At 54.0% G+C, this 26,373-nt stretch carries 19 protein-coding genes; 12 read left to right on the plus strand and 7 right to left on the minus strand.

From position 1 onward, the window contains the following. Positions 1 to 5: 5 nt before the first annotated feature. The 3 genes from ACEQ15_RS03810 to ACEQ15_RS03820 form a co-directional block, all read right to left on the minus strand. Positions 6 to 2,405 carry a thioredoxin domain-containing protein gene (locus ACEQ15_RS03810; protein WP_370277721.1) on the minus strand — a complete coding sequence of 800 codons (2,400 nt, stop codon included), beginning with the start codon at positions 2,403 to 2,405 and terminating at the stop codon, positions 6 to 8. A gap of 65 nt (positions 2,406 to 2,470) precedes the next feature. Beyond that, positions 2,471 to 2,689, minus strand: a complete 219-nt coding sequence (locus ACEQ15_RS03815; protein ID WP_370277722.1) for a GDCCVxC domain-containing (seleno)protein — start codon at positions 2,687 to 2,689, stop codon at positions 2,471 to 2,473. 7 nt (positions 2,690 to 2,696) lie between these two features. After that, positions 2,697 to 3,368, minus strand: coding sequence for a hypothetical protein (locus ACEQ15_RS03820; protein WP_370277723.1), 672 nt, complete (start codon positions 3,366 to 3,368; stop codon positions 2,697 to 2,699). A 260-nt stretch (positions 3,369 to 3,628) separates the two neighbouring features. Here ACEQ15_RS03820 and ACEQ15_RS03825 point away from each other — a divergent pair, with 260 nt between their 5' ends. The 4 genes from ACEQ15_RS03825 (at position 3,629) to ACEQ15_RS03840 (ending at position 6,387) form a co-directional block, all read left to right on the plus strand. After that, entirely contained in the window at positions 3,629 to 4,948 is a 1,320-nt protein-coding gene (locus ACEQ15_RS03825) for a deoxyguanosinetriphosphate triphosphohydrolase (protein ID WP_370277724.1), read from the plus strand. A 33-nt stretch (positions 4,949 to 4,981) separates the two neighbouring features. Then, positions 4,982 to 5,356: a translation initiation factor Sui1 gene (locus tag ACEQ15_RS03830; protein ID WP_370277726.1), complete on the plus strand. Its 375-nt coding sequence runs from the start codon at positions 4,982 to 4,984 to the stop codon at positions 5,354 to 5,356. A 3-nt stretch (positions 5,357 to 5,359) separates the two neighbouring features. Then, the gene (locus ACEQ15_RS03835; RefSeq protein WP_370277727.1) at positions 5,360 to 5,488 is read left to right on the plus strand and encodes a hypothetical protein; all 129 of its coding nucleotides are present in this window, start codon (positions 5,360 to 5,362) and stop codon (positions 5,486 to 5,488) included. A 164-nt stretch (positions 5,489 to 5,652) separates the two neighbouring features. Beyond that, positions 5,653 to 6,387, plus strand: coding sequence for a TIGR02281 family clan AA aspartic protease (locus ACEQ15_RS03840; RefSeq protein ID WP_370277728.1), 735 nt, complete (start codon positions 5,653 to 5,655; stop codon positions 6,385 to 6,387). A gap of 71 nt (positions 6,388 to 6,458) precedes the next feature. Here the strand turns inward: ACEQ15_RS03840 and ACEQ15_RS03845 are convergent, their stop codons facing one another. After that, complete coding sequence (locus tag ACEQ15_RS03845; protein ID WP_370277729.1) at positions 6,459 to 7,412, minus strand: methylenetetrahydrofolate reductase; 954 nt, start codon at positions 7,410 to 7,412, stop codon at positions 6,459 to 6,461. A gap of 205 nt (positions 7,413 to 7,617) precedes the next feature. Between ACEQ15_RS03845 and ACEQ15_RS03850 the strand changes: the two genes are divergently transcribed. After that, positions 7,618 to 8,166: a DUF1285 domain-containing protein gene (locus tag ACEQ15_RS03850; RefSeq protein WP_370277748.1), complete on the plus strand. Its 549-nt coding sequence runs from the start codon at positions 7,618 to 7,620 to the stop codon at positions 8,164 to 8,166. Between the two features lie 12 nt (positions 8,167 to 8,178). On the opposite strand, the gene ACEQ15_RS03855 is transcribed toward ACEQ15_RS03850, so the two are convergent. Then, complete coding sequence (locus tag ACEQ15_RS03855) at positions 8,179 to 8,586, minus strand: YacL family protein (protein WP_370277730.1); 408 nt, start codon at positions 8,584 to 8,586, stop codon at positions 8,179 to 8,181. A gap of 179 nt (positions 8,587 to 8,765) precedes the next feature. Here ACEQ15_RS03855 and ACEQ15_RS03860 point away from each other — a divergent pair, with 179 nt between their 5' ends. Beyond that, complete coding sequence (locus ACEQ15_RS03860) at positions 8,766 to 9,434, plus strand: endonuclease (protein WP_370277731.1); 669 nt, start codon at positions 8,766 to 8,768, stop codon at positions 9,432 to 9,434. A 78-nt stretch (positions 9,435 to 9,512) separates the two neighbouring features. Here ACEQ15_RS03860 and ACEQ15_RS03865 read toward each other — a convergent pair whose 3' ends face one another. Continuing rightward, on the minus strand, positions 9,513 to 10,253 hold the full coding sequence (locus ACEQ15_RS03865) for a glutathione peroxidase (protein ID WP_370277732.1): 741 nt from the start codon (positions 10,251 to 10,253) through the stop codon (positions 9,513 to 9,515). Positions 10,254 to 10,561: 308 nt separating this feature from the next. Here ACEQ15_RS03865 and ACEQ15_RS03870 point away from each other — a divergent pair, with 308 nt between their 5' ends. The 5 genes from ACEQ15_RS03870 (at position 10,562) to ACEQ15_RS03890 (ending at position 23,373) form a co-directional block, all read left to right on the plus strand. Beyond that, on the plus strand, positions 10,562 to 12,691 hold the full coding sequence (locus ACEQ15_RS03870; protein WP_370277733.1) for a type I secretion system permease/ATPase: 2,130 nt from the start codon (positions 10,562 to 10,564) through the stop codon (positions 12,689 to 12,691). Continuing rightward, positions 12,688 to 14,064 (plus strand): HlyD family type I secretion periplasmic adaptor subunit, encoded by a 1,377-nt coding sequence (locus ACEQ15_RS03875; protein WP_370277734.1) that lies wholly within the window; start codon positions 12,688 to 12,690, stop codon positions 14,062 to 14,064. The genes ACEQ15_RS03870 and ACEQ15_RS03875 overlap by 4 nt, the downstream gene beginning before the upstream one ends. A gap of 3 nt (positions 14,065 to 14,067) precedes the next feature. Then, the gene (locus tag ACEQ15_RS03880) at positions 14,068 to 14,691 is read left to right on the plus strand and encodes a response regulator transcription factor (protein ID WP_370277735.1); all 624 of its coding nucleotides are present in this window, start codon (positions 14,068 to 14,070) and stop codon (positions 14,689 to 14,691) included. A 254-nt stretch (positions 14,692 to 14,945) separates the two neighbouring features. Next, positions 14,946 to 18,857 (plus strand): retention module-containing protein, encoded by a 3,912-nt coding sequence (locus ACEQ15_RS03885; RefSeq protein ID WP_370277736.1) that lies wholly within the window; start codon positions 14,946 to 14,948, stop codon positions 18,855 to 18,857. 421 nt (positions 18,858 to 19,278) lie between these two features. Further along, positions 19,279 to 23,373 carry a retention module-containing protein gene (locus ACEQ15_RS03890; protein WP_370277737.1) on the plus strand — a complete coding sequence of 1,365 codons (4,095 nt, stop codon included), beginning with the start codon at positions 19,279 to 19,281 and terminating at the stop codon, positions 23,371 to 23,373. A gap of 45 nt (positions 23,374 to 23,418) precedes the next feature. On the opposite strand, the gene ACEQ15_RS03895 is transcribed toward ACEQ15_RS03890, so the two are convergent. Next, a complete protein-coding gene (locus tag ACEQ15_RS03895; protein ID WP_370277738.1) occupies positions 23,419 to 24,108 on the minus strand; it encodes a transglutaminase-like cysteine peptidase in 690 nt (229 codons plus the stop codon). 313 nt (positions 24,109 to 24,421) lie between these two features. Between ACEQ15_RS03895 and ACEQ15_RS03900 the strand changes: the two genes are divergently transcribed. Then, positions 24,422 to 26,203, plus strand: a complete 1,782-nt coding sequence (locus ACEQ15_RS03900; protein ID WP_370277739.1) for a TolC family outer membrane protein — start codon at positions 24,422 to 24,424, stop codon at positions 26,201 to 26,203. The last annotated feature ends 170 nt before the right edge of the window (positions 26,204 to 26,373 follow it).

The raw sequence follows: 26,373 nt of genomic DNA on the forward strand, positions 1-26,373 counted from the left end.
ACGGCTTAGTGGGTGGCCGGTATCTGCAACACCAGCTTTTCGGGTGGCAAGCAGATCCGGTCGCTGCACGCCTGGAAAGCAAAGTTTAACCGGGGCGGCAGCAGGGTATTCATCTCCTGCTGCCGCCCGCTTATTTTGATCTCACCGGAATACACCGCGATAGGGTGCTTGCTGAACTGAACATTCAGCGGTTTGCTTTCCGGGTAGCGAACTTCGTATAACCCGTCACCGTCTACCGTCGTTGCGATAAGTCGCTTATCGCCTGGATCTTGGGCATTGATATGCCAGCCTTCCCGCAGATTGATCTGCAATTCAAATCCATCCTCTTTCGCCTTTACCTCTGCTTTGAGCGCGCCTTGGGCAGCGAACTGAATGGCTGCCAGCGGTTGCTCTAATGTTTGTCCGTATTGGCTCAGCAGGTAACTGAAGCTGGCGGGGTACTTGGTTATGCGTGTTGCCAGTTGCTGCATCAGCTCGGTCGCACGGGTTTGATAGTGGATATTGCCGGTACGTTGGGCGAGCTCTTGCAATAGGGCGTAGCCCTGAGAGGTGCCGGAGGGCAGGGCGCCGTCATCAAGCGAACGGCTGCGTAGCGGTGTCAGGGTATCAGCTGTGGTAAGGAAAAAGCCGCCGTTCTTCTCGTCCCAGAACTGTTCCAGCATGGTATCGGTTAGGTGTTGGGCGCGCTCAAGCCAGAGCTCACCGCCGCTGGTGTCATAGAGTGCCAGCATGGCACGGGCTAACGCAGCATAATCTTCTTGGGTGGCGGCAGCCCCCGGCTGGCCCTCCCGGGTATCACGCCATAGGTTACCGTTGCCGTCCCGATGCTGTTGCCAGAGGTGTTCTGCACTTTGCCAGGCAGCAGATAGGTAGCGGGGATTACGCAGGGCGTGTCCGGCCAGTGCCAGGGTGCGGATCATCAGACCGTTCCAGGCGGTGATCAGTTTGTCGTCCAGTGCCGGTGCGACCCTGGTTTTACGCACGTTATAGAGCTGGTCGCGGATGCGGTCGATCTGTTCAGCTAAGTCTGAGTAGGGCATCCCCTGTTGTTCGGCAAATTCGGGCAGCGACAGTTCCAGGTGCAGGATGTTACGCCCCTCAAAGTTACCGGTTGCACTGGTGTTAAACAGTGCCCGCGCCAGTGCTTGATCCTTTTTGGACAGAACCGCATTGAGTTCTTCTTCGTCCCAGACAAAAAAGCGACCCTCCTCGCCTTCGCTATCGGCATCGGTGGCGGAGTAGAATCCACCGCCGTCGGCGTACAGCTCGCGTAGGACATAATCCAGGGTGTGTTTCAGCGTGCGTTTGTATAGCGGATTGTTGGTCAGTTGCCAGGCACGCAGATAGACCTCGGCCAGCAACGCCTGGTTATAGAGCATCTTTTCGAAGTGGGGGATCAGCCAGTCGGGATCGGTTGCGTAGCGGTGGAAGCCCCCACCGACCTGATCGTAGATGCCGCCCTGCTGCATGGCATCGAGGGTGTGAATTGCGGTGCCGAGCAGTTGTTCATCCCGCTGCTGTAAGGCCTGTTCCAACAGCAGTAACAGCACGGTTTCCTGGGGAAACTTCGGTGCGGTAGAAAAGCCGCCGTTAAACTCATCGTACTGCCCCAGAAAGTAGTCCAGCGCAGCCTGAATTTGCTCATGCCCAGGCAACTGGCCACTGCTATCCGGTGATAGGGTTGCCTCAATGGTGGTGTGAATTCGCGCGGCTTGCGCCAAGACTTTCGCGTGATCCTGTTGCCAGACCTGCCTGACTTCATCCATCAAGACCAGGAAACGATCGGCGGGAAAATAGGTCGCCGCAAAGAAAGGTTTACCGTCAGGTGTCAGAAAGGCGTTCAGGGGCCAGCCGCCCTGACCGCTGATCAGCTGCGCTGCGATCATATAGATGTCGTCCAGGTCGGGGCGCTGTTCCCGGTCGACCTTGATACTGATGAAATGGTCATTGAGAAACTCGGCAATCGCAATGTTCTCGAAACTCTCTCGCTCCATCACATGGCACCAATGGCAGGTGGAATAACCGATGGAGATAAAGATCGGCTTGTTCTGGGCCTTGGCGGTGGCGAGCGCTTCCTCACCCCAGGGGTGCCAGTTCACGGGATTGTGGGCGTGGTGCAGCAGGTAAGGGGAGGATTCAAGGATCAGGCGGTTGGTGAACAGAGGTTGCTTCTGTTTATCCAGGTGATGGGTGCGTGGTCTGTAAGCCTCGCCTTTGGCCTGTAACGCGGTATGCAGTGTTTGCTTTAGGGCATCATCAATGGGCAGGCTGTAGCGGGTCATGGGTAGTACCTCGCTGCGGGTTTCGGCTGCGGCGTGATTTAAACCGTGCAGTACCGTCAGTAGATAAAGCGGGGCGATAAACCACAGGTGCCGCGTCCATATATGAACTCCCTTTGCTGCCATCTGCTTTCCTGTCTCTATTGTTCATTACAACGCATATTCGTCACAGCACTGACTCATCACAGTACTTACTCGTCACAGCAATGCGCACCGAGCTGTACCGGTGGACAAGGCATCGTTGCATAGGAACAGTAGACGCAGCAATCCCCCTTTTTTGGTGTCACCAGCGCTTGGCACTGCGGACATTGCCAGTACCAGATGCATGCATTTGTCGGCATCGTTTCCTGCTGTTGGACACCACAGTGTGGGCAACGTATTTGGGTCTGGAGTGTTACCTCTGTCGCCATTGGTTTATCAGGCTTCCTTCAGCGTGAAGTAATCCAGCCAGTGTTTCTGTACCAGTACCGGCAGGTAGCGTTGTACGTCGAGGTCCAACTGGCACAACTGCTCGAGGGTGTAGCCTTTCAGGATTGCGCCCAATAGCTGGGCCATCGAATCGTTCAGGGTTTCGACGGTCACCTTGTCCTGCTGGTTGATATGTTCCTGATAGATGCAAAGCCACTCTTCACCACCCTCGCGTGACAGATGGCTCATATCGCCACGCTGAAATGCTTGCCAGATCGCATGCAATGGCCAACGACTGTACATCAACCGGATGCTGGGGCAGGCGTGGAAGCAAATCTGCGGCTGGGCTTCGACAGGCACTGTATCCAGCTGAGCGGCGTTCAGGACATAGATGTCCTTTGACATCTCGGAGTCATGCATCAGCCATTCCAGGCGCGCAACCTCCGGCAGAACCGCCAACTTATCCAGTTCGGGGTGTTCGATATAGTGCTTCAACAGCAGTAGGCCAAATCGATCGCCGAAGTGATCGGGTGAACTGTCTTCGTTGTAATGGTTGGCGTAGGTCTCACTGAGCAGGTGAAAGTAGGCGTCCCCCACCAGTTCGTGCACCATCGGATACAACGCCAATAGCTGAGCTTCGGTGTTTGAACCGGGGACGTGCTGGGATGAATAATGATCCATAAGCAGGCCTCACTTGGTTTGGCCGACCAGGATTCCTTTCTGCTGGTGGATTCTTGATTACAGGCATACCTCGCGGCACGCTGTTGTGCTTATCTATATTTGAAAGCATAGCTACCGTAGATTCACTTGCAATGTCGCCACGGTGGTTGAAGAATGATCAGAGAGCGTTTGACGCAGGACTGTCACGCACGCGCAATAGTATGGAAAGTATGGAAACACCGGCGCAACCCTTGGGCCGGCGGGAGTTCAGGAGAATCAGCATGTCCATGCAGTGGGATCGTTTGCTTACATCGCAGCGCTACGGCCACGAAGCGCTGTCCGCGCAGGAACTCGGGCGCAGTCATTTCCATAAAGATCACGACCGTATCGTGTTCTCCAGTGCGTTCCGACGCCTGGGGCGTAAAACACAGGTGCATCCACTGGCCCTGAACGACCATATTCACACTCGGCTGACCCACTCCATCGAAGTGGGCAGCGTAGGGCGCAGCCTGGGGATTCGCGTAGGGGAGTTACTGAACGGCGAACTGCCGGAGTGGATTACCCCCCACGATATTGGCGTGATTGTTCAGGCCGCCTGTCTGGCCCACGATATCGGCAACCCGCCCTTTGGTCATGCGGGAGAGTTCGCCATCCGTGACTGGTTCAAGCGTGATTGCAATCAGTACCTGCTGGCGTCACTGAGCGACCGTCAGCGCCTGGATCTGCAGACGTTCGAAGGCAACGCACAAGGCTTCCGCGTGGTGACCCGGATTGAAAACCACCTGTTTGACGGTGGTTTGCGCCTGACATTTCCAACCCTTGGCACATTACTGAAATACCCCTGGGGGGTTGAGAACGCCTGTGATCGGGGCAAGTTCAGCAGCTTTCAGACCGAGCTTGAGATTCTCAACAAACTGGGCAAAGAGCTGGGGTTGGTTAAGCTGGACGACAATCTCTGGTGCCGCCATCCACTGGCCTACCTGCTGGAGGCGGCGGATGATATCTGTTACGCCATTCTGGACCTGGAGGATGCAATCGAACTCAATATCCTGAGCTTCGATCAGATCAAGCCGATCCTGCTGGAGATGTGTGGTGTGTTGGAGGTTGATGACGAGATCTTCAACACCGAAGCATCGGCCCGGCGCAAGATATCTGCGCTGCGGGGCAGGGCGATGGAGAACATGATCAACTCCGCCGTGAGTGCCTTTATGGAACATTATCCGAAGATCATGGCGGGGGAGTATAAAGGGGAGCTGGTTTCGGACGGTGATCCCGGTGTACGGGATGGTATTCAGCGGGCTAAAACACTGGCACGCGACAGAGTATTCCCTGACACCCGCAAGACGGAGCTGGAAGTGGGCGCCTACCGCACATTGGGTGCGCTGCTGGATGCATTTTGTCGTGCGGTGTATGACAACCACCAACAGCAGGGGCAGAACCTGAGCTACCAGACAGAGAAGATCCTCAGTCTGATGGGGATTCATGCGCCATCCAAGGACAAGCCACTCTACCATTCCTACATGCGTGCGCTCGATTTCATCGGCGGAATGACGGACAATTACGCCTCTTATCTGGCCCGACAGATTGGTGGTCTGGTCTGATATCTGAACTTAGAACGACTTTGGGAGTGTCTGATGTCCTCACTACGCGATCAGCTGCAGGGGCTGGTTTATTCCACTGAACACGGGGCGATGTGCCCGGATTGCGGCAAGCCACAAGACAGCTGTATCTGCGATGAGTTGGCCGATCAGCAGCGAATCGACAGCTTGGATGGCATTGTACGTATCCGCCGTGAAACCTCCGGTCGTAAAGGCAAAGGAGTGACCACCGTGTCCGGTGTGCCATTGGCGGCAGATGAACTGAAGACACTGGCGAAGAAACTGAAGAAAGTGTGTGGCACCGGTGGCGCACTGAAAGACGGTGTGATCGAAATTCAGGGTGATCACCGCGACAAGCTCAAAGCCGTGCTTGAGAAAGAGGGATTCAAAGTTAAGCTGGCAGGTGGCTGATCGGTGCAGAACAACACAGCTAAAAAACCAAAAAAAGTATGTCGTTTCTGCATGATGATGCGCTTCGGACTGGCCTTCCTGGCGGTTGTTGCGATCTTTGTGTTTAACGGACTGAGTAATTTTTTTGGTTAAGCCCACGTAATACGCCATTCGGCGTATGCATTTGACGCTCGTTTCTGGCAGAATTCTGTTTGAATTGTGGCTGTGAAGCAGCAGTGGGTGCGCTAATCATTAAGACTGGCGTTTAAAAAGATTACGGTAATAGCAGTGCAGAAAGCCAAAAGGGATGTGTGCTCATGCGTAGGTTTATTACTCTGTTATGTTTGACTCTGTGTTGGCCCACCGCACAGGCCAGAATCTATCACTACGAGAATGCCGAAGGACGTAAGGTTTACGTCGACAGCATTCGTCGGGTCCCCCCACAATTCCGTGACCAGGTGCAGGTGCGAGAGGAACGCGCACCGGCCGCCGGCAAATCCCTGGTCGCTCTTCCTGCAAACGTCAATAGCGAAGACAGTCTCGAAGCGGACTACAAATCAGTTGTAAAGCAGCTTCGCGAGTTGGAGATGCCAGTCAGCGTCAAAAACAATCTGGTGATTGCGCCGGTGAAGATGTACTTCGGGCGCCGCTCGGTGAAACTCAAGCTGGTATTGGATACCGGTGCATCGTCCACCGTTGTGTATCAGCATGCGCTGAACCCTCTGCAAACCAAGTTCCGTAAGGCGGGCAGTATACAGCTGGCGGATGGCAACCGTGTACCCGCCAAAAAACTGACCCTTGATAAGGTTGTGATTGGCCCGTACGAAGCGGAGCAGGTGAAAACCCTGGTGCTGGAAAATCCAGTGGGTGCGGCTGGTGCGCAAGGCTTGCTGGGTATGGATTTCCTGAGTCGCGCACCTTACGAGTTGGATATGGAAGGGAAGCGCATTATCTGGGAGCCTGCGCTCTACGCTGAACTTCAAATCCTGAAGGCGGATCTGGAATCCGAGATTGAGCTGAAAAAGCGTCGCGTTGAACTGGGATTAAATTAATCCCGTAGGCGCATAAAAAAGCCCCGCACATGGGCGGGGCCGAGACCATCAGCGGAAGGGGTTGCTGAAAATCAGAGCTGTTTTTCGGCCAGACGCAGATCCATCGTGGCTTTCAGTAGCTTGTACAGACGGATCGACGCGTCGATCTCGTCCTTACGGTTTGTCAGGGACTCAATGTTCAGGCCCAGTGGCAGATCCAGGTCGATTACCGCATCCAGAATCTGTTCCAGATTGCTGCGGCAGATACGGATCGATTCTGCCAGTGGGTTGGCGGAATCCAGAATACGCCAGCGGCTGCCTTCCGGTACCGAAATACCCAACCACTCCATAAACTCCAGGGTCTTCGCACTGCCACACGGTGTGAAGGTCAGGATGATACGTTTTGGCTCTTCACCGCGGATACGGCACTCACGGGCGTAGCTGGTTAGCATGTCGATTGTAGCCTGGGCGTTGTATACCGCCTGGGATACGAAGAACTCACAACCTTTAGCGGACTTGTCCAGCAGGCGCAGGTGCTCGTCACCTTTCTTGGCGTGACGTTCAGCGATGGTCACACCACCCAGCTGATAGTCGCGGTTGTGATCACCCAACACTTCGTATGCATCGTTCAGTGACAGTTTGATCTCACCGTCAGCAGACGGGCTACCCACCATCACCATATCGCGCACATCATACTGATCCCACGCATCGTCCAGCCAGTTGCTGAAGTCTTCGCGGTCCCGCTGGGAGACACTCTTGTAGGTGATTACCGGGTGCTCGGAGATCTCACGGACCAGTTTGGAATACATTCGAGGATCTAAGGTACGCATAAACGGGAATGGGCGCGGTACGTCGGTACGGCTGCTCTCATCCTGAATGTCGTACACAATCAGGCCGTCATAATCGATCTGACCCAGACGGGCCAGCAACTTGGTCGCGATCTCGCTTGCCTGTTCAGCAGAGGTACCATCCTTAGGAGGGCAGGTGCCTACCAGGTACACGCCGCGATTCTTGTCTGCGAATTTTGCTCTTAGATCCTGTTTCATGATTTTTTTCGTTTTGGGCTCTTTTTAAGTACGGACCATTCTAACAATTAATCTTTTTCATGTGTTTAGGTTATAAGATGAAAGTTTTTAGAACAAAGTTGAGTGAATTTAATGTGGCTTGAAAGATATAGAATCACTAGCATGAGAAGTATCAGATAACTGTATGTATAGCAGGAGTATGTGTGTGACCAAGAAGGGCTTTGATCTGACCGCCGCCAGTAAGGAGATCCAGGCACAGGGCGAACAATTGCCACCACTGGAGAAGTGGAACCCGGAGTTCTGCGGTGATATCGATATGCATATCAAGCGCGATGGCAGCTGGTTTTACAACGGCACACCGATTGGGCGTCCGGCGATGGTCAAGCTCTTCTCCCGTGTACTCTGGAAGGAAGAGGGAAAATACTTCCTGAAAACCCCGGTGGAAAAAGTCGGTATTGAGGTGGACGATGTGCCGTTTCTGATGATCGCTGTGGAACAGCGGGAAGGGGAGCAGGGCACAGAGCTGGTGTTTACCAGCAAGACCGATGATGTCGTAGTTGCCGGGGTGGAACATCCGATCCGGGTGGAGCACTGCGCAGACACCGGAGAGCCGTCACCTTATATTGCCGTGCGCTTTGGCATGGAGGGCCTGATCGCCCGCAACGTGTTTTATGAACTGGTAGAGCTGGCGGAAGAGCGTGAGATTGATGGTGCAGCCCATCTGGTTATCGAGAGTCAGGGCGAGCTATTCTCATTGGGAACGCTAACTGAATAGTTATGTCGGTTGTTACCCGTGATATCCGATAAATCCTGCCCACTTATCGATCAATTCAGCAAAGTCCTCCAGCCCGCAACGGGCTGAGGATTCAGAGTCGTAGAAATCCATATCCTCTTCCAGATCAAGGTCATCACCAGCGGATAGCGCATGTGCGCGGACCATCGCTTCATCCCGACTCAATAGCAGGTCGTATTCAAACCCCGTTATTTCAGCATCCCACGCGGTGCCTTGGGTGAGCTTATTCAGGGCTTTGAAAACCCCGGCGAGCTTGTCCTTTCGTGCACCGATCTCCTGGGTCAGCCAGTAACCAAAAGCTTCGTGCCCCATCGAAAAGCGGGCTTCCGGGCCGGTGAAATCCTGACTGAACTCGTATTCCATGGTTGTGCGGTCTCGCTCTGTGTGCTGAAAAGGGCGCACACTATACCACCGATTGTTCATTCAAAAAGAGGTATCATAGCGCCATTCAGCGGGTGGCAAGGAATTGTTGCGTACGCTGGGGCTCTGTTGTTCACCCGGGATTGCCATCAGTGTGGTTGATCAGGGAGTAGGGTGATCTGTTTAGGCAAGGGAATGCCGGTGTATGTCTGGAAACTCATATGCTGGTACGCACACTTCTGGTACTGATTTTCACGTTAAACGTAGCGCAGGCGGCGCAACCTTCTTTTAGTAAATCCAAACGCATCCTGGCTGAGATCTATGCCGAGCAACCGGTGAGTTTCTACTGTGGCTGTGACTATAAAAAGCAGGGTAAGAAATTGGTGCCGGACCTGGATAGTTGTGGCTACGATCCACGTAAAAATGCCAAGCGTGCCAAGCGCATTGAATGGGAACACGTGATGCCGGCCTGGGCCTTTGGTCATCAGCTACAGTGCTGGCAGGAAGGCGGACGCAAGAACTGCCGCAAGAATCCTGACTTTAAGCAGATGGAAGCGGATATGCACAACCTGGTGCCTGCCGTGGGCGAGGTAAATGGCGACCGTTCCAACTTCCGTTACGGCATGCTGGAAGGTGAGCGTAGAGCCTACGGCGCCTGCGATGTAGAGATCGATTTTAAGGCACGCAAAGCGGAGCCCGCACCGGCGTTACGTGGTGATATCGCGCGTACTTACTTTTACATGGCAGATATCTACGGTGTTCGCCTGAGCAAACAGCAGCGCCGTTTGTTTGAAGCCTGGGCTAAGCAGGACCCGGTGGATGAGTGGGAGCGCACGCGTAATTGGATGATTGAGGTTAAACAGGGGAATCGCAATCCTTATGTCGAGTAACGCTGACAAGGCTACATAAAAAAGGGAGAGCAATATGCTCTCCCAAAACCCTATCTACTATTGAGTGCGGTAAACGGTTTACGCGCTTGCTGCCAACCAGTCTTCCAGCTCATCAGCGCCACCCACGTGGCTACCGTCGATGAAGACTTGTGGTGTGGTGCCCTGACCGGAGATCGCGGTCAGCGTGCTGTAGCTCACACCATTGGTGCCCAATTCGATCTCTTCAAATTTCAGGCCACGTGCGTTCAGTGCGTTCTTGGCACGGGTGCAATGTCCGCAACCTGGTTTGGTGATCATGGTGATACGCTTTGGCTGCTCGGCGTTCGGGTTGATGTACTCCAGCATGGTATCTGCATCGGATACTTCAAACGGGTCGCCCGGCAGGTCTGGCTCGATAAATTGCTTCTCGATCACGCCGTCTTTCACCAGCATGGAATAACGCCAGCTACGCTTGCCGAAACCCAGGTCGTTTTTCTCGACCAGCATGCCCATGCCTTCGCTGAAGTCACCGTTGCCGTCTGGCAGGAAGGTGATGTTCTCAGCGTTCTGGTCTTCCGCCCAAGCGTTCATGACGAAGGTATCGTTCACTGACAGACAGATGATGTCGTCTACACCGTTCGCTTTAAATACCGCTGCCAGTTCGTTGTAACGTGGCAGGTGGGTGCTGGAACAGGTTGGGGTGAACGCACCTGGCAGGGCAAAAACGATCACTGTTTTGCCTTTGAACAGCTGGTCGGTGGTGAGGGTTTTCCAATCATTGCCTTCACGTACCGGAAAACTTACCTGTGGGACTGCCTGACCTTCGCGATTCTGGAACATGTTTTTTGATCTCCGTGGTGTTGTTCGTTTCGATAGGGAAATACTAATAAAAGAGGTGTTTTTGATAAAATTAAACAAAAATATGCTTTTGATTGTTTAAAGCTATGATTTCGTGTGGAGCAGGATTTCAAACAGGTGTGGGCTGATCGGTCTTTGTGCTGGTTGAAGTTCGGCGCGGTTGAGGATGCAATTCCAAACGGGCAGTTTCTTTCGCCACCATCTTTTATTTCGTGGTTTTTCAACTAGATTGAAGAAAGTGGCTGCAATAGAGGGGTACAGGAAACGCAGCCACTGAAACAGGAGTGGCTATGGACGCGAAGACGGATATTGATCCTTTGCTCGAGTGTCTGCTGGTCCTGAGCGCATTTCACGGTGAAAACGTAAACCGTGAGTCTCTGGTATCTGGTTTACCCCTCGAGCAAGCGCACCTAACGCCCTCTCTGTTTGGGCGGGCGGCTGCACGTGCCGGGCTTGTCACTAAAGTGCTGAGCAAGCCGCTGGGCCGTGTACGCAAACGTGCACTACCTGCAATTCTGCTGCTGGAAGGCGATGAAGCCTGTGTCCTGATGGGATGGAGTGCCGATAAACGCCATGCCCAGGTTATCTTTCCCGAGCTGTCTGAAACTGTGGAAGAGATCCCAATCTCGCAGTTAAAGGAGAGCTACACCGGTTTACTTATCTACGCCCGACCTCGTTTCTTCTTCGATACCCGTACCCAGAATGTAAGTACCGCCAAGCGTGGCCACTGGTTCTGGAGCGCAATGGGGGAGAACCTTGGTCTTTACCGCGATGTGCTGTTGGCTGCGTTCTTTATCAACCTCTTTGCCTTGGCGCTGCCACTCTTTGCGATGAATGTTTACGACCGTGTGGTGCCCAACCATGCGATCGAAACCCTGTGGATGCTTGCGGTTGGTATCGGCATCGTTTTGCTGGCCGACCTGTTGTTACGCACAATGCGTGGCTATTTTCTGGATCTGGCAGGCAAACGGGTCGATCTGCTGCTCTCCGTGCGGATCATGGAGCAGGTGCTGGGGCTGAAAATGGAGCACCGGCCGCAGTCGGTGGGGGCCTTTGCCGCCAACCTGAGATCCTATGAATCGGTACGTGACTTCACCACATCAGCATCCCTGACCGCACTCATCGATCTGCCGTTTACGCTGATCTTTGTATTGGTGATCGGCTGGATTGCCCCTTATATGGTGGTGCCGTTGTTGGTGGGGATTGTTGTGGTACTGCTCTATGCACTGACTACTCAGCGCAAGATGCGGCAGTTGACAGAAACCATGTACCGCGCCAGTTCGATGCGCAACTCGGTACTGATTGAGAGTCTGGTGGGCCTGGATACTCTGAAATCGATGGGCGCTGAAGGGATGATGCAGCGTCGCTGGGAGAAAGCCGCTGCATTCCTGGATCGCGTTGGCGTCAAGCTGCGCTTGCTGGCGTCAACCAACCTCAATGTTGCCCTGTGGGCGCAGCAGTCGGTCAGCGTGAGCATCATTGTTTTGGGGGTGTATCTGATCACCGCTGGCGAGCTGACCCTGGGGGGGCTCATTGCCGCAACCATGCTTTGTAACCGGGCGATGGCGCCGATCAGTCAGGTCGCAGGTCTGCTGACACAATATCACAACGCCCGCACAGCATTGACGGCTTTAAACGAAATCATGGATCTGCCGGTGGAGCGTCCGGCTGATAAACGCTTCTCCCCCCGTTCTGCATTGCAGGGAGGTGTGGAGTTCAAGCATGTCTCTTTCACCTATCCAGGCTCAGAGGTACCCACGCTCAACGATGTGAGTTTTGCCCTGCAGCCTGGGGAGCGGGTCGCAATACTGGGGCGGATTGGTTCCGGTAAAACGACCCTGAACCGTCTGTTGATGGGCTTGTACCAACCGAGTGACGGCGCGGTGCTGGTGGATGGCATAGACATTCGTCAGATCGATCCGGCAGAGCTACGCCACCAGATAGGTTATGTGCCACAGGAGGCCAACCTCTTCTATGGCACCCTGCGTGAGAATCTGATTCTGGCAAAACCCCAGGCGACACAACACGAGATAGATCAGGCCGTTCAGCTTGCGGATCTGAGCGAGTTCATCAATGGGCATCCGCAGGGGTATGACATGAACGTCGGTGAACGTGGCGAGTTTCTGTCGGGAGGGCAGCGTAAAGCCGTCGCCTTGGCCAGGGCCGTGATTCATGATCCTCCGTTGCTGTTGCTGGATGAAGCAACCGGATCGATGGATCACACCTCGGAAGCAGTGATCCAGGCGCAGTTGCGTGAATACGCTCAAGGCAAAACCATGCTGTTGACCACCCACCGTACCTCACTGCTGGAGCTGGTCGATCGGATTATCGTGCTGGATCGTGGTCAGGTGGTCGCCGATGGGCCAAAAGACAAAGTGATGGATGCGTTGCGTAAAGGCCGGATCGGGAGGGCGCTATGAGAGAACAGACCCCTCAGAAACCGCAAACGTTGCACCTGGTACGGGAGTTTGAACAGGGTGTGCCGGTGGATGATCAGGCCAGCCTGGATTGGCTGGAGGACGCCGATCGCGCCATGCTGGAGCAGAACCCACTCAAGGCCAGACTGCTGCTTTACATGATCGGGTTGGTTGTTGCGGTGCTGATTGCCTGGTCGGCCTATGCCAAGATTGATGAGGTCACGCGCGGGGAAGGCAAAGTGATTCCTTCCAAACAGGTTCAGATCATCCAGTCTCAGGATGGCGGTGTGGTGACGGAGTTGGCGGTGGTAGAAGGTCAGACCGTGGAACCAGGGCAGCTGCTGGTGAAGCTGGACGCGACCCGTTCCGTGGCGAGTTTTCGTGAGAACCGCGCGGAGCTGACCGCATTGCAGATCAAAGCGGTGCGATTACGTGCGGTGGCGGAAGAAACTGTATTTGATCCGTCCGAAGAGTTGCGCCGGGAAGCGCCGCGTGTGGTGCAGCAGGAGATGACACTCTACCAATCCAGTCAGGCCGAGCTGGAAGCCGCGAAGAATATTGCCGTCAAACAGTTGCGTCAGCGGGAGCAGGAACGACAGGAAACCCGGGCGCTGAAAGCGCAGCTGGACCGGGGTTACGATTTTGCCGTCGAGGAATTGAATGCCAGCGAGCCATTGCTTGATTCCGGTGCCGTATCACCCATTGATCTGCTGAAACTGCGACGTGAAGTGTCGCGTCTTCGCGGAGAACGCCAGCAAGCGAGTGCCAAGATTCAGCGAATCAACGCAGCGATCGCCGAGGCCAAAGACAAGCTGTCGGAAGTGGAGCTGGATTTTAAGAACACAATTCGCGAAGAGCTGTCACGTACCACGGCCCGCATCAATACGCTGACGGAAAGTGGGCGGGGTCTTTCTGACCGGGTTGAGCAAACCGCGGTGCGCTCTCCCGTGAAAGGTACGGTCAAGCGCCTGTACTACAACACCATTGGTGGGGTGGTGCTGCCGGGGCGTGAAATTGTGGAAGTGGTGCCACTCGATGATGCCTTGTTGCTGGAGGCAAAAGTAAGCCACCGCGACATCGCATTCCTGCGTCCCGGTCAGGATGCACTGGTGAAATTCACCGCCTATGACTTCGTTATTTACGGCGGGTTGGACGCGACGGTGGAGCATATCAGTGCTGATACCGTACTGGATGATAAGGGCAATCCGTTCTATATCGTTAGGGTACGCACTTTAAAATCCAGTCTGGGCGAGGGGAAACCGATTATTCCGGGGATGGTTGCCCAGGTGGATATCCTGACGGGGAAAAAGAGCATCCTTAGTTATCTGCTGAAACCGGTACTTAGAGCCAAAGAGTACGCGTTGACGGAGCGATAGACTATGCATGTATTTGTAAGCCAGAAACCACTGTCGCCTGTGCGTTGGCATCAGGCTTTTCCCGATGCGATCACAGTACGGACGCCGGATGAGGCCTCTGCTGTGGCACGGGGCAAGGGATGTGTCTGGCTGGATTTTACCTGCCTGAAACCGGTAGACCGGCAGCTGTGGCTGGAGCAGGCCAAAGCACTCAAATGCCCGGTGGTGGTGCTGTCTAATGTACCCAATGATGACGAAGCGGTGCATGTGTTCAGCGCTGGTGCCTGTGGGTACTGTCACGTGTTGGCTGCAGCACAGCAGTTGCAAGAGGTTGCACTGGTGGTTGAGCACGGTGGCTACTGGGTGGGTTCGTCCTTCATCGAAAAAGTCCTGCAGCTAAGTGCCGACAAACTCTCTCAGGTGCCTGCACCAGAAGAGTGCCCCTATTCCGAGCTGCTGACCGAGCGTGAAATGATGGTCGCGCGCGAGGTTGCGCGTGGAGCCACCAACAAAGAGATCGCAAGTTCGCTGGAGATCACTGAACGCACGGTGAAGGCGCATCTGGCATCGATCTTTGCGAAGACGGGCGCACGTGATCGGATTCAGCTGGTCTTGAGGCTAAATCACATCGCCTCGTCAACTGTATGAATAATAATCATATTGTACTTTGGGTACAGTACTTCTGATTGCCACCCCTCCTAATCTTCTACAAGCCTGTTAGCACATAAGTATTTGTTCTTTTGAACGGATGCCGCTCGATAAATCAAAAATCGAGCAAGCTAGGACGCTACAGGGAGTTACCGCAAATACGTGTTTTTTGAGTTAAGCAGTCCATAGAGCACATTCATATCGTGCTATCGGCCCTCGAGAGATTATTCATTCTGTCTTGAAGGGAAGAGCACATGGCTGATCAAACACCTATCGCTACAGTAGCTGCAATTACCGGTGAGGCATTTATCCGTGACAGTTCGGATCAATTGCGCGCACTGGATGTGGGGCAGCACCTACAGGAGGGGGATGCAATCCTGCCTTCAGAAGGTGGGCGTGTCGATTTGGTGATGACAGACGGGGCTGAACTGGCTTTCACCGATCCTGTAGAGATCGCATTGAACCAAGACATGCTCGTAGATCGGTTTACTGTTGTGGAAGACAACAGCATCGTGGACTCCACCGTCACAGCCGTTTTGCAGGCTCTGGAATCAGGCCAGGATCCTTTCGACGTTATACAGCCTCCCGCAGCCGGTCCTGAAGGACATGGCGGTCGCAGTTTTACGGTGTTGAACCGAATAGAAGAAAGCATCAATGAACTGACTTTTGATGCACAAGGAATCACCAGCTTTTTTGATCCGTTGAGAGCTGAAATCCACGAACTCCTGAAACAGGTACGCAGTGAGCTGAGCTTTGATTTAACAGAGCTGTTTTTGCAGAGTGATAGCAGTAGTGAAGAGAATGCCGCTGCAGCTCAACAAAGTACTTCAGCGCCCGATCCCGAACCTGTAGCCAGTGCACCTTTTGTGGCAAACGATTCAGACAGCACCAACGAAGACGTGGCGGTGGCGATCGATGTCTTGGTCAACGACAGCGACGTCGACGGTGATCTGGATCCGACCAGCGTCACCATCACCAGCGGCCCGAGCAACGGTTCAGTCTCCGTCAACCCGACCACGGGCGTGGTGACCTACACCCCGGATGCCGACTACCACGGGGCCGACAGCTTCACTTACACCGTCGATGACCTGGCCGGCAACACCTCCAGTCCGGCCAGCGTCAGCCTGACCGTCAATCCGGTGGCGGACGACCCGGTCAGCGTGAACGACAGCGACAGCACCAACGAGGACGTGGCGGTGGCGATCGATGTCTTGGCCAACGACAGCGACGTGGACGGTGACCTGGATCCAACCTCTGTGGTGATTACGGCTGATCCAAGCAACGGTTCAGTGTCGGTGAACCCGACCACCGGTGTGGTGACCTACACCCCGGACGCCGACTACAACGGCGCCGACAGCTTCAGCTACACCGTGGATGATCTGGCGGGCAATACGTCCAGCCCGGCCATCGTCATCCTGACCGTCAATCCGGTGGCGGACGATCCGGTCAGCGTGAATGATGCCGCCAGCACCAACGAGGACGTGGCGGTGGCCATTGATGTGCTGGCCAACGACAGCGACGTCGACGGCGACCTGGATCCGACCTCTGTGGTGATCACCTCCGGCCCAAGCAACGGCTCCGTCGCCGTCAACCCGACCACCGGTGTGGTGACCTACACCCCGGATGCTGACTACAACGGCGCCGACAGCTTCAGCTACACCGTGGATGACCTGGCCGGCAACACCTCCAGTCCGGCCACCGTCAGCCTGACCGTCAATCCGGTGGCGGACGATCCGGTGACGGTGAACGACAGCGCCAGCACCAACGAAGACGTGGCGGTGGCGATCGATGTCTTGGCCAACGACAGCGACGTGGACGGCGATCTGGACCCGACCTCGGTGGTGATTACCGCCGGGCCGAGCCACGGGTCGGTGTCGGTGAATCCGACCACCGGCGTGGTGACCTACACCCCGGATGCCGACTACCACGGCGCCGACAGCTTCAGCTACACCGTCGATGACCTGGCGGGCAACACCTCCAGCCCGGCCACCGTCAGCCTGACCGTCAATCCGGTAAATGATGCACCAGTGGCGGTGAACGACAGTGAAACAACGGATCAGAATACGGCGATTACTATCGACGTAATGGCAAACGACTCAGATCCGGAAAGTGATCCGATTGATATTGATGGATTTACCCAACCTGCCCAGGGCACCGTGACCCAGACTCTGGATGGCACCTTTGTATACACGCCAAACGGCACCTTTATCGGGCAGGACAGCTTTACCTACACCATCAAGGATGACTCCGGCGAAGTCTCTAATACGGCAACCGTCATCATCGATGTGACCGAAGATCACGGGGTAACCCTGGACTTCACTGCCAGCAGTGGCGCTACGGTTTACGATGTGGGCCTGTTGTCAGTTGGGGATACCAGTGAAACTGTCAACAGCAGCTTTAAGGTGGTTGCCCAGGACGGATTGGCCTCCCTGACGATTGCCGGTATCACGTTTACCGCAGCGCAATTGGCAGCCGCAACGGGCATTTCACCGCTGACCGTTGTAAGCAATGCCGACGAGGAGCTGGTGATCACCGGTTATGATGCTGGTACCGGCAATGTGTCCTACAGCTACACCCTGTTGAATCCCGTTGATCACGCGGTGGGCAGTGATACCGACAGTGTTTCCTTTGTAGTTACTGCCACCGACACCGACGGTGATACCTCAGCGGCTGGATCACTGATTATCAGTCAGGAAGATGATGCGCCGGAAATCCTGTCAGTTGCTGGCGCTTCTGGTCTCAACGGCGTAGGGCAGATTCTGGGGGCGATCGATCTGGATTCCTCCGCCGATACCGCTGAGAGTTTCAGCTGGGGTTCGGTGACCACCAGTGTGAATCTGTATGTGGGTGGGGAAGCGGTCATTATCAGCACCGATGACGCGAGCAAAACCGTGACTGGTAAGCTGGCCGACGACACCACCGTTTTCACGCTGACGCTGGATGCCAACCTGAGCACCTACACCTACCAGCAGTTTATGGCGATCGATACAAATGCCGAGGATATAGGCATTACCGCTGGTATGACTGGCAACAACAACAGCGACTATCGTGAATCTTCTAATGGTCTGGCGGGCGACCCAATTCAGACTCTGTTTTATGGCTATGAGTACAGTTCGGGTGATAGCGCCTATGCCCGCAGTACTGTGAGCATGAGTGCAAACAAGTTGGGGGTAGGTACAGGTCAGGATATTGATGCAGACAACAACAAGGAAGACCAGCTGCTGCTCGATTTTGACAAGAACGTCAAAAGCTTAAGCCTGCAGGTGGATATCAGCGGTGTGGGTACGGCTGACCTGAGATACACCGTGTATACCGACCGACCTGCCGAGCTGGCCAATCTGGGCGTGGATGGCTTTACCTATACTGCGCTGCCAGCGGGTGGTCACTCCAATGTCGTAACAGTTTCCGGTGACGATACGCTGACAATTAACGCTTCCGACTTTGGACTTGGGGCCTTTACCTTCATTGTGTTTGAAGCGGATGACGGTGACTACAAGCTGGTTGCTGATCAACTGACGGTGGATTATGAGTCCGATAGTCAGGATTTCAGCATCAGCGCCGGAATCAATGTGACGGACAATGACCAGGATGTTGATTCCGACTCCATCGACATCAATATCAGTGCGACGCTCTCTGACCTGACCGGGGATGTCAACGGTAATGCGCTGGGCGGTGATGAACTGGCCAACACCCTTGACGGTCAGGCCGGTGACGATCAGCTTTCCGGTAATGCCGGAGACGATACGCTGATTGGTGGTAGCGGTGACGATACCCTCGTGGGTGGACTGGGGTCGGACACCTTCGTGTGGCAGCTGAATGACGGTGGCGCCGCAGGTACTCCCGCCACCGATACCATCACCGATTTTGATAGCACCGCCCCCGCCAGTGGTGGCGATAAACTCGATCTCAGCAGTCTCCTTGTTGGCGAAGACGGCGGGGATCTGACCCACTTCCTGCACTTTGAACTCGACGGCAGCGGTGACACAGTGATCAAGATCAGCACCGATGGGGACTTTGCCGGTGGTTTCAGCGAAAGCGATGTTGAGCAGGTTATCGTGCAGGAAGGCGTGGATCTGGTAACCGCTTACACCTCAGGTGGTGTGGTTGATCAGTCTGCATTGATTTCAGACTTGGTGACCAATGGTACCTTAGTCACCGATGTCTGAGCGCATCAGCTAACTGATCCGTTGTCTGCTGTTTATTCCCATCGCAAATGTTTTTTGTAGTCGACCAGCCTGCCTAATAACCCCTCGCTTCATCTAACTCCCTGACTTTTGGCCTTTAATTTGATCGCGATGAGTCAGTGTACTGATGTATGAAAAATGATCATATTGTACCGCAGGTACAATGCATCAAAATTGCCCCGTTTCTAAGATGACTATGCCTGTTAATGCTACTGGAATCAGATCTCGGAATGCCAGGCCACCGCTTAGCCATTCACTGATTTAGCGAACAATCTACAGGGATTAGGGACGATGGATACTTTCAGTTTTTGTATTGAGTAGAGCACCTTTCATACGCGCATTCCGCAGCGTTTTCAGGCCTTTGGGTTAAGGTTAATTACGCGTGATAGGGGAGTGCGACACCATGGCAAACCATACCCCCATAGCAACAGTTTCAGCCGTTACGGGTGAAGTGACAGTCCGTGACAGCGACGGTCGTTTACGGCAACTGGAAGTGGGTGATCAACTGATGGAAGGTGATGTCATACTGCCTTCATCCACCGGCAGCGTCGATCTGGTGATGGCTGACGGCACACCGATGAGCTTCGATGATCCGGTAGAAGTAACTCTGACACGGGAGATGCTTACAGACCAGACAGTCCTGGCGGAAGAGGAAAGCATTTCAGATCCCTCAGTGGCGGCAGTGTTAAGTGCATTGGAAGCAGGTCAGGATCCAACGCAAGTTTTGCCAGCACCGGCAGCCGGTGCCGGAGCAGCGGACGAAGGGCATAGCTTTGTGCGCCTGGCGAGGATCGTGGAATCGGTAGAGGGCGTTGAGTTCGGTGGCGCAGGGTTTGATGCCATTCAGCTTAATTTTGTAACACCAGATCTGCTGGAACAGGATGAACCGGGCCCTCCCGTTGCCTTGCCTGATTCTGTCAGTGTGGATGAAGACAGTAGCGTTGTGATCGATGTCCTGGCGAATGACAGCGATCCTGATGGCGACCTGGATCCATCCACTGTCACTATCGTATCTCCGCCATCCAATGGCACAGTGACTGTTGATCCGGTGACCGGTGCGGTTACTTATACACCGAATGAAAACTACAACGGTCCGGACAGCTTTGAATACACCGTGCAGGATGAAGAGGGGAATACGTCCGAGCCGGCAAGTGTATCCATTGATGTTAACCCCGTGGCTGAACCACCGATTGCGTTGGACGATGAAGTCAGCACCAACGAGGACAATGCCGTTGAGATAGATGTACTGGCCAATGATGAAGATCCGGACGGGGAGATCGATCCAACCACCGTGACCATCACCGATCCACCGGAAAATGGCTCTGTAACTGTTGATCCAATTACCGGTGTGGTGACCTACACCCCTGACCCGGATTACAACGGGCCAGACAGCTTCCAGTACACCGTGCAGGATGATGAAGGTAATACATCCGCACCTGCCACCGTGAGTATCAACGTTGAACCTGTCGCAGATACGCCGGTTGCCGCGGATGACAATGTAACTACCGATGAAGACGTGGCGATCACCATCGATGTGCTGGCGAATGACTCCGATCCGGACAACGATATTGATCCGACTACGGTGATGATCCAGTCCGGTCCATCCAAAGGTTCCGTGGCTGTCGATCCGGTTACCGGTGAAGTGACCTACACCCCCGATGGTGACTACAACGGTCCAGATAGCTTTACCTACACAGTGAAAGATGCCACCGGTCTTGAGTCCAACGTGGCGACCGTCAATATCACCGTCGAACCGGTAGCGGACAAACCGGTGGCGGCTGATGACAATGTGACCACCGATGAAGACGTGGCGATTACCATCGACGTGCTGGCGAACGATACCGATCCAGAAAACGATATCGATCCGACTACGGTGATGATCCAGTCTGGTCCATCCAACGGGTCGGTTTCTGTAGATCCGGTCACCGGCGAAGTAACCTACACCCCGGATGGTGATTACAACGGTCCGGACAGCTTCACTTACACTGTGAAAGATGCCACCGGACTTGAGTCCAACGTGGCGACGGTGAATATCACTGTTGAACCGGTAGCCGACAAACCGGTTGCCGCGGATGACAACGTGATCACCGATGAAGACGTGGCAATCGCCATTGATGTGCTGGCAAACGATACCGATCCGGAAAACGATATCGATCCGACCACTGTGGTGATCCAGTCCGGTCCTAGCAACGGCTCTGTGGCCGTGGATCCGGTCACCGGTGAAGTGACCTATACACCTGATCTGAACTACAACGGGCCGGATAGCTTCACCTATACCGTAAAAGATGCCACAGGCCTTGAATCCAATGTGGCAACGGTAAATATCACCGTTGATCCGGTGGCTGATCCGCCTGTTGCTGCTGATGATAGCGCCAATGTTAAGGGAAACAGCTTTGTTGATATCGATGTCCTGAGCAACGATAGCGATCCGGAAAACGATATCGATCCGACCACCGTGGTTATCCAGTCCGGTCCAAGTAACGGTTCCGTGAGTGTGGATCCGGTAACGGGCGAAGTTCGTTACACCCCGGATGCGGACTACTTCGGTCCTGATAGCTTTACCTACACCGTTAAAGACGCGACTGGCCTGGAATCCAACGTCGCCACTGTGACCATTGGTGTTGATGAAGACTTTGGCGTGACGCTGGACTTCACCGGCAGTGAAGGCACTGTCTACGATGTAGGCCTGCTTTCCGTCGCGGATACCAGTGAAACCGCGAACGGTAGCTTCAAAGTGATTGCCCAGGATGGCTTGGCATCGCTGACCATTGCAGGTGTGACCTTTACCGCCGCTCAGTTGGCTGCGGCGTCCGTAATCTCACCGCTGACGGTGGTTAGCAACGCAAATGAAGAGCTGGTGCTCACCGGTTACAACGCCGGTACCGGGGATGTGTCCTACAGCTATTCCTTGCTGAACCCCGTTGACCATGACCCGGGCAGTGATATCGACAGCGTATCCTTCGTCGTGACCGCAACCGATACCGATGGTGACGTATCGGCACCGGGTTCACTGACCATCAGCCAGATCGATGATAAGCCAGAGATTCTGTCTGTCTCTGATGGCTCCGGCCTGAACGGCGTAGGGCAGATACTCGGTGCGATCAGTGTGGATTCATCTGCGGATAGCCCGGAAAGCTTCAGTTGGGGGGCCGTCGGCACCAGCGTTGAGTTGTTTGCCAATGGCGAGCCGATCATCATCACCTCCGATGACGCGACGAAAACGGTGACCGGTAAACTGGCAGACGATACAACCGTCTTCACCCTGACCCTGAACGATGATCTGACGACCTATACCTATCACCAGTACATGGCGGTACAGACCGAGGTGAATGATGTCGGTATCACCGCCAACTTGACCGGTGGTAATACCAGCAGCTTCCGTCTCTCCTCCAATGGTGCGCTGGAAGACCCGATCCAGACTCTATTCTACGGCTATGAATATGACGATGGCGTCGGTGCTTACGTGCGCAGCACGGTAAATACCAGCGCAAACAGCATGGGTGTGGGTACCGGTCAGGATGTTGACTCGGATACCAACGAAGAGGACCAACTGCTGCTGCACTTTGATCAGAACGTGACCAGCCTGAGTCTGCAGGTCGCCATCACAGGTAATGGTACGGCAGATCTGCGCTACACGGTGTACAGCCTGAAACCGTCTGAACTGGCAGATCTTGGTATGGATGGCTTTACCTATACCTCATTGCCGGCAGGTGGCATCAGCAATGTTGTGACCATGTCCAATAATGACACCCTGGAGATCAACGCCTCGGATCTGGGATTGGACGAGTTCACCTTCATCGTGTTCGAAGCGGACAGTGGCGAATACAAGTTGATACCGGAACAGCTGACGGTCGACTACCTGACAGAGGCGCAGGACTTCAGTATCAGCAGTGAATTCAACGTGACCGACAGCGATCAGGATACGGCCACCGATACCATCAATATCAACGTGAGCGGTACCCTGGATGATCTGACCGGTGACGGTGATAACAATGCATTGGGTGGCAATGAAGACGCCAACACCCTCAGTGGTCTGGCCGGCGATGACCAACTGTCCGGTAACGACGGCGATGATACGCTGATTGGCGGCACAGGCAACGACACGCTGATCGGTGGTTTGGGCTCAGATACCTTTGTCTGGATGCTCAATGACGGTGGTGCTGCGGGCACACCGGCCAACGATGTGATCACTGATTTTGATTCCAGCCTGCCTGCCAGCGGCGGTGACGTACTGGATCTTAGTGAGCTGCTTGTTGGTGAGGATGGCGGCGACCTGACCCACTTCCTTCATTTCGAGCTAAACGGGGATGGCGATACCGAACTGCATATCAGCACGGACGGTGATTTTGCCGGAGGCTACAATGCCGGTGACGTGGAGCAGGTGATCGTGATGGAAAACGTGGACCTGGTGAGTGCCTACACCGTGAACAATGTGGTTGATCAATCATCACTGATCCAGGATCTGGTGACTAACGGTACGTTGATAACCGATGTGTAACAGGGATAGCTGAGTGAGTGCAGGAAAACAATGACGGCATGTGCCTTACATGCCGTCATTGTGCATTCGATTTAATACATCACGCCAACGGCTGAGTTGTACAGATGGCTTTACATTGGTTTTTTCGCCATTTACCCACATTGCGCTGTCATTAAAACTGAACACCGGTTTTAACTCCGGGCGTTTTGATGCCGGTAAAATCTGCCCCTGCAAATTATCGAGATACAACGGTTCGGATTGTTCGTCCGGATAATAGGCCAAAACCATGTGTGCCTGTTTTGTGCTGTTATCTCCGATCACCGGATACAGATTTACGTAGGTCAGTTTGAGTTTATCTTCCGGAATATCCAATAAGCGCAGGGAGATATATTTGGCGATTGTATAGTCTTCGCAATCTCCCCGTGCCTGCACGAGGGTTTCCAGCGGTGTCGCCCAATAATCGGCTTTTTGCCAGATACGCTTGTCTTCATCGTAATAAACGTGAAGGTTGAAGAACTGGTTGATACGCTTGAGTTTTTCCTGCTCAGGCAGGCCGGAGCTGGCATCCAGCAGACTGCGCCAGCGATATACAGAATCCGCAGCCGGTAGTCCGTAACGGGTTTCTGCAATTTCTTGTAGATTTAAAAGTTGGCTTAACGCACTGTGAGTTTGTGTAGCTAAAACAGATCCGCTCGTGCAGAACCCTAACAGCGGAATAAAAAGAACCGCGGCCCATCGTCCGATTTTCTGACGCACAAATACTACCCCTGACTTAAATTCCTTCAGCAAGCTGAAACAGTCGAAATTGTGGTACTGACTACAAAACTGAATGAAAAATCGTTTAAAAAACAAACATTAGTTTCTTTGCTTTTAAACAATCAGTATACGGCCTTGGTGTAACTGCTGTTCATTTATCGGCCGATTCTAGCGGTTCTTGAATAAATAGTCCTCAATTATTTAGGTGTAAACCTATCTTTACAGTCAGCTGTCGACTACCTTGATAAATACGATCATCTGTTCAATCTGTGAACAGTTGTTGGGGAGTTGATACTTAAAGGCAGGTTGGAAAATGAACTATCGTCTCTTTCTGGCTGCATTGGTAGTAGTCGCAGCCCCAGCATGGGCGGAGCCTATCGGTTCTCTCAACGAGGCTATTCAGCGTTCGGTTGAAAGTAACCCTGAGGTGAAAGCCAGCTGGTATAACTTTGAAGCATCAAAAGAAGAAAAGCGCGTCGGTAAGGGCGGCTACTATCCTCGTGTAGATCTGGAAGGACAGATCGGACATGAGCGCTTGGACAGGGATGATCAGCCCGCATTTTCTTACGACCCATGGAACGTCCGCTTGAGCTTAACCCAGATGTTGTTTGATGGGTTTGCCACCAAGAACGAAGTGGATCGTCTGGACCACATCAGCAAGGTCCGGTTCTACGAATTCCGAAAAACATCCGAAGACGTTGCGCTCGAAACCACCCGCGCGTATCTCGATGTATTGCGCTACCAGAGGCTGGTGGAGCTGGCGAAACAAAACTACGTCGAACACCGCGATGTGTATGACGACATCAAGCGCCGTACCGATGCAGGTATAGGACGTCGTGTCGATTTTGAGCAGGCGACCGCACGCCTGGCCCTGGCAGAATCAAACCTGCTGACGGAAGCGACCAACCTGCACGATGTGACTGCACGTTTCCAGCGTGTTATCGGTGTGTTGCCGATGGAACAGCTGCAAGATCCGGCCCTTAACCTGGAGCTGATTCCGGCTACCCGCATCGATGCACTGAATACCGCTTACGTCACGCATCCTGACATCAGCGCGGCCGAGGAAAATATGCTGGCCGCCCATGCGGCACGTAAAAACAAAGACGCGGCGATGTTGCCACGCCTGGATCTGCGTTTGCGCAAAGAGATCGAGGATTACACCGACGGTGTCAATGTTGAGCGTGACGAAGAAGCGATCGAGCTGCTCTTGCGTTACAACCTCTATAACGGTGGTTCAGACAGTGCTCGCCAGCGCCAGTTTGATCGCCTGATCGATTCCGCTTATCACCAGCGTCGTAAAGTGTGCCGGGACGTGCGTCAGCAGGTTGTTATTGCGCACAACGATATCCGAACTCTGACCGAGCAGGAGCAGTACCTGAATCGTAACCAGGCGTCGATCGGCAAGGCGCGGGATGCTTACCGTAAGCAGTTTGATATCGGTCAGCGCACCCTGTTGGATTTGCTGGATACCGAAAACGAATACTTCGAAGTACAGCGCACCTATGTGAATACCGTACACAACCTCAAGCTGGCGCAGGCGCGTACCCTGGCCGCAATGGGACAGCTGGTTTCATCCTTTGATGTGTCTGGTACAGACGGTGCCAACGTAATGATGGAGCGTGATCCGGAAGCTGATGCCTTTGGTCGCTGCCCGCCAGAAGTTCCAGTTCAGCACACTATCGATAAGGACGCCCTGATCGCCGGTCTGCTTGAGAAGGATACCCGCTTCCGTGAAATCGAAGGTAACAAGCTCGCTTTCCGTATGGATGTGAAGTTTGCGCTGAACTCTTCGGAACTGGTCAACACCTATGACAAAGACATTGAAGATGCGGCGCAGTATCTGGCTGATAATCCAGAAACCGATGCAGTGATTGCGGGCCATACCGATTCAACCGGCACTGATGAGTACAACCAGTGGCTGTCTGAACGACGTGCCAAGGCAGTGCATGATCGTCTGGTTAACAATCATGGTGTGGATCCGTCTCGCTTGAAAGTAGTTGGTTACGGTGAAAGCCAGCCAATGGCGAGCAACAAAACATCGGATGGCAGGCGACTCAACCGCCGTGTAGATATGGTGGTAGACAAGCCTAAATAGCGTTAGGGAACATGGCTCTCCTGTACTGCCCGTCTTGATATCAAGGCGGGCTTTTTTATGCTTCATCGTCAGTGCCGACAGTGTGAGTTGATTGTTGGTTGGCCATCGCGAAGCGATGCCCAACACGTTGACATACAGTTGCCCCTTAGCTGTTGGGCTTCGCGTTGCGA

Origin of the sequence: Pontibacterium sp., assembly GCF_964228735.1 — a bacterium.
Classification (GTDB): domain Bacteria; phylum Pseudomonadota; class Gammaproteobacteria; order Pseudomonadales; family Balneatricaceae; genus Pontibacterium.